The following is a 9,123-nucleotide window of genomic DNA, read 5'->3' on the forward strand; positions in this document are numbered from 1 at the left end:
AGCTGCATTGATTTATTTGATATTCGGCTCACGTTTTAGAGCTTGGGCATTGGTATATTGATCAATATCTTCATGAGACAAAGGACGTGAAAGTGGGTGATCAACAAAACCCATTTTTGGTACAGGAATTTCAATTTGGTTCTCTAAGAACCCGTTACGAACCCGTTCCTGCATTTCATCACGGACTTGTAGATAGTGATCTTGCTGGCACCACACGGCAAACAGTAACTCAATTGACGATTCGCGAAAGGCGGTGACTGTCACAGCAGGTTTGGGATCTGCAAGCACCAAAGGGTATTTGTTGGCCACATCAATCAGTACTTCACGGACTTTAATGATGTCTTCATGAAAGTTAATCGCTAAGGTGATTGGAATACGCCGTATTGGAAACTTAGAGAGGTTATGGACAGGTGCCCGAATCAGTTGTTCATTGGGGAGTCGAACGTAAATATTGTCTTGAGTCAATAGTTTAACTGAGAGTAAGTCAATTGAGATGACTTCACCTTCAATGGTATGTCCGCGAATGAGGGTAATTTGAATGGTATCGCCAATTTCAAAAGAACCTTCACCAATAAGAAATAAACCACTGATTAAGTTGGATGCAGAGGTTTGCGAAGCAAAACCCAAAGCTACTGTTAAGATACCCGCGGCGCCTAAAAAGACGCTCAGTTTAAAACCTGCTTCTTTGAGACTTGCCATCACAAAGATCAAGAAAATGAAGTAAAAGATACCCCGCCGCCAAACTAGTCGTTGATGGGCGTTAAACTTAGTCCCAATGGTGCGGATAAAGGTATTGGAAACTAAACGTGCCAAGACAAAACCAACAAAACACAATACTAAGGCAATTAGGATTTCGGTTAATCGCTCTGTGTTGATGTTGGTGAAAATGCCTTTTAGGCTACTGCTAATCTCTTGGGGAATATTTGAATTTGGCATACGTTCCCCCTAGAAGAATGAATCAAACATATTAAACAGTGCACTTGCCGAAGAGCGTGGCGGATGCATATAAATGACTTTACCTGCATGTGGTGGTGTTCGGTTTTCGATACGGATACGAGGTGGTCGATCAATTCCTTCATGCATGACTTTAATTTGTGAAGTCCAAAGTCGTCCCGTACTTTCACTATAGAAGAGTGGTAATGCAGGAACGGGGACGTTCATTCGATCAAAACGTAGTTGTAAATGGCTGGTGTTTTGAAACTCAATAGGCGTCACTGCACGAAAAGCGCGTGGTTTTAACTGATGTAATTCAGTCCTTCCATCGACGGCTGTCGCATAAGCAATTTCCCCAGTACGATGATTTGGGCCAAACCACGTTTCTTTGGGTAAAATCACAGGAATATCAAATAAAGGGTCGCGCTGACCTTCAATAAAACCTGAAATTGACAAAGGTGTACTGATATAAAGTGTCCCACGTTGCCCCGCAGGAATGTAAATCGGATCGACAGGCTTAATCACCACTGAACGATCAGCTAAACGTGGCATCAGTTGAATCGTAGAGTGGGTGTTTTTAAACATGTAGCGTTTGATTTCGACAGGGTGTGGAAAGGCGAAATGTGGGTCTTCTATCGCATGCCATTTTTGCTCATAGTCATACTGCACTTGAGGACGATGAAACTCTAAACGCCACTCTTGTAGACCACGAGTGAGGCGAAAGAGTAATGAGCCAAATTGCCATGCATGGGCTTGATTCAGCTCAAAGTTGTATTCGCCCCACCATTTTAAATTGGGGCTATCCGATTCAAACAGTTCATTCATATTAGGCAACAGCACATTTCCTTATATTGCAAATCAGTGAAAAACAGACTTCACGCTGTCATACGCTTAGAGTACACTCAAAATAATATTTTTCATCATTATTATAATTTTAAGATGCAAGTGCTTAAACAATTACAAATTCCCTATAGTTTTGCTAAACGACATGGCGTGCTACTACGCTACGAAGGCGATCAAGCTTATATTGTGCGCCGTGAAAGTACCCCGTTGTTGGCTTTGCAAGAGGCGCGTCGTTTTTTAGGTGTGGCAGCACAACATCAATTGTGTAGTGATGAAGAGTTTCATCAGCTTTTGAGTAGTAGCTTTGCAGGCGACAGTGGTGAATCACAGCAAGTGGCCGCAGGTTTAGAAGACCATCCTGATTTACTCAGTTTAGCCGACCAAGTGCCTGAAGCTGAAGATCTGATGGATCAAGAAGATGATGCCCCAATTGTTCGTTTAATTAATGCCTTATTGTCTGAAGCCATTCGTGTTGGTGCATCCGATATTCATATTGAAGCCTTTGAAAAGAAACTATCGGTGCGTTTACGAGTGGATGGACAATTACGTGAAATTGTTCAACCCCGCCGTGAACTAGCACCGCTCTTGGTATCACGTATTAAGGTCATGGCCAAATTGGATATTGCAGAAAAACGAATTCCGCAAGATGGGCGTATTTCACTGCGTTTAGCTGGCCGTGAAGTCGATGTGCGGGTATCAACTTTGCCATCATCACATGGCGAACGCGTGGTGATGCGTTTATTAGATAAACAAGCGGGTCGTTTGAACATGACTCATTTGGGCTTATTGAAACCTGATTATGAGCGTTTGACTCAATTGGTGCATCGACCACACGGAATTATTTTGGTCACAGGGCCGACAGGCTCGGGTAAAACTACAACGCTTTATGCAGCACTTTCAGACATCAATGACGGCTCTAAAAATATTTTGACCGCCGAAGATCCGATCGAATACCAACTTGAAGGGATTGGACAGACGCAAGTCAACACCAAAGTTGATATGACTTTTGCGAGAGCCTTGAAAGCCATGCTGCGCCAAGATCCTGATGTGGTGATGGTGGGGGAAATCCGTGACTTAGAAACTGCTGAAATTGCGGTACAAGCATCGCTCACAGGGCATTTAGTATTATCTACACTACATACCAATACAGCCATTGGGGCGGTCACTCGTTTAAAAGATATGGGCATTGAGCCGTTTTTGCTATCGAGTTCTTTGATTGGTGTTATCGCACAACGCTTGGTACGCACTTTATGTAGCCAGTGTGCCACTTGGCATGAAGCCGATGCGTTTGAAACACAATTATTTCAGCATTTGAATCCCAAAGCAGAACTTCAGTTACCTCAACCAAATGGCTGTGAACATTGCTCACATACAGGTTTTACGGGGCGTACCGCTATTTATGAAATTGTCCCTGTGGATGACCAAATGCGTCGTTTAGTTCATGGCAACGCAGCTGAATTTGAACTAGAAGCTTATGCACGACAACATTCAGGCTCTATTCGTGATGATGGTTTGCGCAAAGTATTGGCAGGGAAGACTACGTTGGAAGAAGTATTACGTGTGACCAATGAAGCGGCAGAGTGAGGATTTTTTTTGTCACTCTAAATAAAAAGATGTGCTATCAAGCACATCTTTTTATTCTTTTCTGTAGATATAGTTTATTTGTCTAAAATATCTCTTATTTCTTTCTCTAATCTTTCATGGAATTGTTCAACTGTCATATTTTTAAAAAATCTATTTCTATTTACATAAGGAAGGGCTTCAGCTACCAATTGATCGTATAAAGGATCATTCACATATTTTGCTAGCAATAAACGAGATATTACGCCTAAACCTGTAATATATTCTTTTTCATCGCCATGATTAAACCACTGATTGAGCGTTTCTACATCTTTGTGTTTTTCTGCATCATAAATTAGGAAATTATGAAATTGTTGGAAAATATTTTTTAACTGTTCAGAATGAATAAGTTGTGATAATTTACCATCTTTACCATGTATATTTGGAATGTATTGTAATGTATTATTATTAATAGGATGTTCCCTGAAAATTCTAATGGCAATATTTGATTTAATCTGTACATAGCTTGTTACACAAATATGCTTATAACCAAATGGGTTTGATGCGGTTAGAATTAAAATATTTTCATATACTCCCTTTCCACCCTCTCTATACAACCCAAGACGTTCATTATATTGATCTTTTCTTCTCTGATAAGTGAAATGTAATGTATCCTGATTTTTCTTCAACCATTGCTTAGCAAAAGCAACCAATTTATCTTCATTTAACGGAATAGCCTGAAACTGTTCTAATTGCTCTTTCGTTACAGCTTGTACAGCATCCAACATCTGTTCAATATTTTTCTGATCTGGAAAAATGACATCCCGACTAAAAAACACATAATGTTTTGCATCAAATGCAACAAGGTTATGCTTTCGTAATGTTTCAACCAATATTTTATAGAGGTATTTACTTTTTTCCTGTAAATACTCAATCACAAAAACATTACTGGAAAAATTAAAATAGCCTTTAGCATTTGTAAAAAATTGAATGATTTCTTCATCAAAGTTTTCAGCAAGTTCAGGATTAGTAACTATTTGTTCAACATCCAACAACCAGTTTTTTAGATTTTCAGTAAAACCCAAATCTTGTGGATGAGTGGCAAAATACTCTGCTTGTTCTAGCGTAGAAATTGTAGTTTGTGGATTATGCTGTGTCGCGTCCCAGACATAAAATGATGCTGCCATATTATTATGTGTTTAGTTGTAGTTATGCAGATATATTATCTATTTTTTATATTTAAGACTATATTATTTTTGATCTTTTTTTTAAAAACCTATCCTAAAATTATTTTAGGATAGGTGAGAATCAATCAAACAATCACATTCAATGTCACATCAATATTACCGCGCGTCGCATTTGAGTAAGGGCAAACGATATGTGCTGCATCCACCAATTTTTGCGCTTCTGCTTGCTCTAAACCTTCTAAATGAATATTTAAAGTCACTTGAATACCAAAGCCTGTTGGAATTGGACCAATCCCAACATCACCTTCGATATATACGTCAGGTGTAATTTTTAAATGGTCACGGTTTGCGACAAACTTCATCGCACCCAGAAAACATGCAGAATAACCTGCGGCAAAAAGCTGTTCAGGGTTGGTGCCACCACCTGCACCGCCCATTTCTTTAGGCACTGCCAATTTAACATTTAAAATGCCGTCTGATGACGTTGCGCTACCATCACGACCACCTGTTGCTTTTGCATGTGCTGTATAAACGACTTTTTCTAAAGACATTTTGATTCCCTAAATATTGTATTTGAGTCCTTATCCTGTCTTAAATCATAGAAAGAATAAGCAGTGTTTTTGTAAATTTACACAGAAAATCTTTATGATTAAATTGAGACTTTAGTCTATTAAAAATCAATCATATAGGTTCGACTGCTAGTTCTCAAAGTATTCCTAGCTGTGGCTTATTCATGTGAACGCAAACGGAATGTAATCAGTGACATTATTCACCATTTAAAGGTAAATAGAGTTATGTATTTTTAGTATTGGAGATTTCTTCCGTAGAAGAACAGTAGATGTTCATCAAGATAATTTGGTGCGAAGAAGTCAGTAGTTTTTAAAGATTGTGACTTGATTTAAAACTGCATTAATTTTCGGTGTTGCATCAATGGCATACTTTCACGGATATGAGTTTGTTCAGCCAAGTCAAAAGGGACTGTAATTAGCTGAGCACCTTGAGTATGAATCAAATCCAAAACTTGACCACGGCTATTGGTTGCTGCCGTATGCCCCCAAGTTTGTCTTTTTTCACCATGCCAACCTTGTTGCGCAGCGCCTAATACAGTGCATTGGCTATCCATCGCACGTGCTTGTAATAATAATTGCCAATGCATTTGACCTGTGGTGTAAGTAAATGCAGCAGGCGCCGTCAAGATATTTGCTCCTTTCGCGCGTAAAGTTAAAGCCAGTTCAGGAAAGCGTAAGTCATAGCACACCATTAAGCCGATATCACCAAAAGGTGTTTTTGCTACAACGACATCTGTACCAGGTTCAAAAAATTTAGATTCTTGGTAACCACCTACAGCATCGCCAACTTGCACATCAAACAAATGAATTTTGTCATAACGTGCTTCGGTACGCTCAGGACTAATACAAAGACTCACTGTACGTACACGACCATCCTTAATCACTGAACCATCTGGACGAAAGGGGCATGGCAACGTTCCAGCAACAATCCACGTTTGGTATTGATGCGCCAATTTTTCTAAACGTTTTTGAATATCTTTGAACTGTGCTGCAGTCTCGCGCTGTTTGCCTGCTGCAAAACACACGAAGTTTTCTGGAAACACAATGAGTTCAGCACCATTTGCTTTACTTTGTTGAATCAGAGACTCAATGACAATGAAATTTGCTTCAATGTCATTTTGAGAATTCATCTGTACAGCAGAAAGTAAAGTCATAAATGGGCCTGTAGAATTTGTTGTTATGCGTTTTGTTGCTGCGACACTTGGTCGAGGCTGTCTTGTTCTTTTTGCAATTGTTTAACTAAAGGTTCAAACATGTTTTGATTACTTTGGTTGAGTTCCATTAACGTTTTATGTGCATCCAACACAGTAGTTAACATATTACGATGCGTGATATGTTCTTCTGTAAGTTCAAGGGTGCAAACGTTTGGATCACCGCAGTAATTTAAAATCACAAAAACTTGCCCTAGCCCCATACTATTGGCCAAGGTCGTGATATCTGAGTTGGTGGACAACATGACAGCTTGGATATTATGGATCTGTTTAAGCTTTAAGCCTAACTTCGCCAAAATGCCTAACACAGTGCTGTCAATGAATGTAGTTTGAGTTAAATCTACGATTGCACCAACAACATTTGACTGTTGTTCAATACGGTTTAAAAGTTTGTCTAGACTGATACAAGATTGGGCACGCACTTCGCCAATAAGCTTAAAAATATGCGTTCCATTCAAGCTTGCATATTCAACATGACCTGTTGACATATAAATGCCATTTGCAGAGAAGGATAGGAAATTATCCCATAGGGCAAATACTTACTCAAGTATCTAACAGTCTTAGAAACTAGGATATTGTAATAAGTTATTGATAATTTGATTAATTCATTCGACGTAAACTTAAAATAGCAATATCGTCTGCAACATGCTCTGGTGCTTCAAAGGATTGATTTTGCAAATGATAGACCAATTGTGTGAATTGATCATTTAGTCCACCACTGAACGGTTCAAGAGCTCCATCGGAACAAATAATGAAGCGGGCATGACGGTTGAGCACACATTCATGCTCTTCAACCTCTAGCTCTTCGGTAAGGCCAAGAGGAAAACTGCTGGTGTTTAATATTTTAGGTGCTTGGTTTGGTTCAAACACAATGGCAGGGGGATAATGTCCTGCACTCGACCATCGTAGTTGGTGGGTTTCGAGGTTTAAAATTCCTGCAATCATGGTAATGTGCTTTTCAATATTTTCTTGCACCAACATGCCATTAAGTTTCTTAATGAGCCCACGTGGTGTTTTGGCACGACCATGAAAAGCCGCCATCCAAGAGGTTAATAAACTACTGGTGACACCATGTCCAGAAACATCAGCCAAATAGAACATCAGTTCTTTGTCACTAATTTTCCAGTAATCAAACCAATCGCCAGACAAATAAGCAGAAGGCTGAAAAAAGGTTTCAACGGTATAGTTTTGTAATTCTATGGGATTAGGCAAAAGTCGTTTTTGCAATTCGGCTGCAGAAGGTAGATCTCGACTATCTTGGTTACGTTTATATTGTGCATCAATCTTAAGTAAGGATTGTTGTGGGTTACAGGGTAGTTTATTCCACATCCAACCAGCTAATGCACCGAGCTCCCAAGCTTGAGCTAAAGCACTTCCTTCATTTTCAAAGGCAAGCACGATCGTTGGGAGTACCCATTTGTGCTCTAAATAATCTTGGATATCAGCAATCGCAATAATCGTTGGGTCATAAAGATCAATATCTTCTATGCGAATCATTTGCACACTGGGCAGTGTGTCTAGCACCTGTTCTAAATATGGAATATGGCGAGAGGGTTGAATGAAATACATAAAAAAATTGGCTTATCCTTAGCATTAAGCTATAGCTTTACTATAACAAGCAAATTACAGCTAGAGAAAGAAAATTCAGCTCTAGCTGTAACCCATTGTTATTCCGTATCTAACATTTGATGTGATTGATTAGAAGAAGGGGAGTCGGTAGAGTCATCGTCACCAACATCATCAATAAACATACCTTCAGCTTCTACACCCTTTTTCTCAGCAATAATGAAGTTTTTACGTTGTAAATAAATATCACGAATTGAAGAGTATTTGTCGCCTTGAATCGCACCTTCAATATCAATGAGTTGTGAGCGAACATCAATACCACGTAAAACTTGTTCGGACCAATATAGGCCTTCTTCATCTTCTAGAATGTACCGTTGCGGACGTGCATAACCATCAACGACCAAACCAAAACCATCACGGAAAGTACTAGGTCCAAAAACTGGGAGTACGAGGTATGGGCCAGAAGGCACGCCCCAATAGCCAAGTGTTGTACCAAAGTTTTCATCTTCCGTTTCTAAACCTAAGCGCGAAGCAGGATCTGCAAAGCCTAAAGTAGTCACTGTATTAATAGTGAATCGACCTAATGTTTTTGCCGCACGACCAGGTCTTCCCTGAATTAATTGGTTGACTGCATTCCAAGGCTCACCAAGATTTTTACGAAAGCCACTATACGAATCACGAACAGTTGAGGGAATCTTTTCTTTATATTCAACAGCAATAGGGCGAACGATTGCACGGTCTAATGCATCATTAACAGCAAAAATTTGCCGATTTAAGGGTTGAAGTGGATCTTTTACACTATCGGGTTGTGCTGCATTGGCATCTACTTTTAAATCTTTCGCTTTAATGTTCTTCAATTCTTTAAGCGAAGAAGATGAAGCTGCTTGTGGATCAGCACTGGTATCTATTTCGCTTGAAGCTGTAGTTACATCTTCAGCAAATGCAAAAGTCGTGAAGCCTATAAACAGAAGACCTGCACATAAATGGCGAATGTGTTGCATATAAAAGAGTTCCGGAACTTTATAATCAGCAGATTGAATTAAAAATATAATCTTTTAACTATATTAACAGCTCTTAATTGCTCATTGTTAAATCAAATTTTAAGAAATGTTAGTAAAAAGATGTATTTTTGTCGAATAAATAAACAAGTGGGAGTTTTTTTATAAATAATTGAGAGAAGGGGGTTGCAAGGGGATAGAAATGCTGTAGAATGCACATCCATCGGCGGTGATGAAGATTAAAACTTCTGATAAA

At 39.2% G+C, this 9,123-nt stretch carries 9 protein-coding genes; 1 reads left to right on the plus strand and 8 read right to left on the minus strand.

Going from position 1 to position 9,123, the window contains the following annotated elements; genetic code table 11:
* Positions 1–12: 12 nt before the first annotated feature.
* Both ACE01U_RS10030 and ACE01U_RS10035 read right to left on the minus strand, forming a co-directional pair.
* A complete protein-coding gene (locus ACE01U_RS10030) occupies positions 13–936 on the minus strand; it encodes a mechanosensitive ion channel family protein (protein WP_086209825.1) in 924 nt (307 codons plus the stop codon).
* Between the two features lie 9 nt (positions 937–945).
* Positions 946–1,758 (minus strand): DUF432 domain-containing protein, encoded by an 813-nt coding sequence (locus tag ACE01U_RS10035; RefSeq protein ID WP_395579376.1) that lies wholly within the window; start codon positions 1,756–1,758, stop codon positions 946–948.
* A gap of 114 nt (positions 1,759–1,872) precedes the next feature.
* On the opposite strand from ACE01U_RS10035, the gene gspE reads away from it, so the two are divergent.
* The gene (gene gspE, locus ACE01U_RS10040; protein ID WP_395579368.1) at positions 1,873–3,360 is read left to right on the plus strand and encodes a type II secretion system ATPase GspE; all 1,488 of its coding nucleotides are present in this window, start codon (positions 1,873–1,875) and stop codon (positions 3,358–3,360) included.
* A gap of 74 nt (positions 3,361–3,434) precedes the next feature.
* Here the strand turns inward: gspE and ACE01U_RS10045 are convergent, their stop codons facing one another.
* From ACE01U_RS10045 to ACE01U_RS10070, 6 genes are all read right to left on the minus strand, one after another.
* The gene (locus ACE01U_RS10045; RefSeq protein WP_395579369.1) at positions 3,435–4,523 is read right to left on the minus strand and encodes a hypothetical protein; all 1,089 of its coding nucleotides are present in this window, start codon (positions 4,521–4,523) and stop codon (positions 3,435–3,437) included.
* Between the two features lie 125 nt (positions 4,524–4,648).
* Positions 4,649–5,074, minus strand: a complete 426-nt coding sequence (locus ACE01U_RS10050; RefSeq protein ID WP_086209821.1) for an organic hydroperoxide resistance protein — start codon at positions 5,072–5,074, stop codon at positions 4,649–4,651.
* Between the two features lie 347 nt (positions 5,075–5,421).
* Positions 5,422–6,246: a carbon-nitrogen hydrolase family protein gene (locus ACE01U_RS10055; protein WP_395579370.1), complete on the minus strand. Its 825-nt coding sequence runs from the start codon at positions 6,244–6,246 to the stop codon at positions 5,422–5,424.
* A 23-nt stretch (positions 6,247–6,269) separates the two neighbouring features.
* Positions 6,270–6,791: an anti-anti-sigma factor GigB gene (gene gigB / locus ACE01U_RS10060; RefSeq protein WP_086209819.1), complete on the minus strand. Its 522-nt coding sequence runs from the start codon at positions 6,789–6,791 to the stop codon at positions 6,270–6,272.
* Between the two features lie 112 nt (positions 6,792–6,903).
* Positions 6,904–7,872 (minus strand): RsbU family protein phosphatase GigA, encoded by a 969-nt coding sequence (gene gigA, locus ACE01U_RS10065; RefSeq protein ID WP_395579372.1) that lies wholly within the window; start codon positions 7,870–7,872, stop codon positions 6,904–6,906.
* Between the two features lie 98 nt (positions 7,873–7,970).
* Positions 7,971–8,870 carry an MlaA family lipoprotein gene (locus ACE01U_RS10070; protein ID WP_086209817.1) on the minus strand — a complete coding sequence of 300 codons (900 nt, stop codon included), beginning with the start codon at positions 8,868–8,870 and terminating at the stop codon, positions 7,971–7,973.
* Positions 8,871–9,123 lie beyond the last annotated feature (253 nt).

The organism is Acinetobacter halobius (assembly GCF_044130335.1).
GTDB lineage: Bacteria > Pseudomonadota > Gammaproteobacteria > Pseudomonadales > Moraxellaceae > Acinetobacter.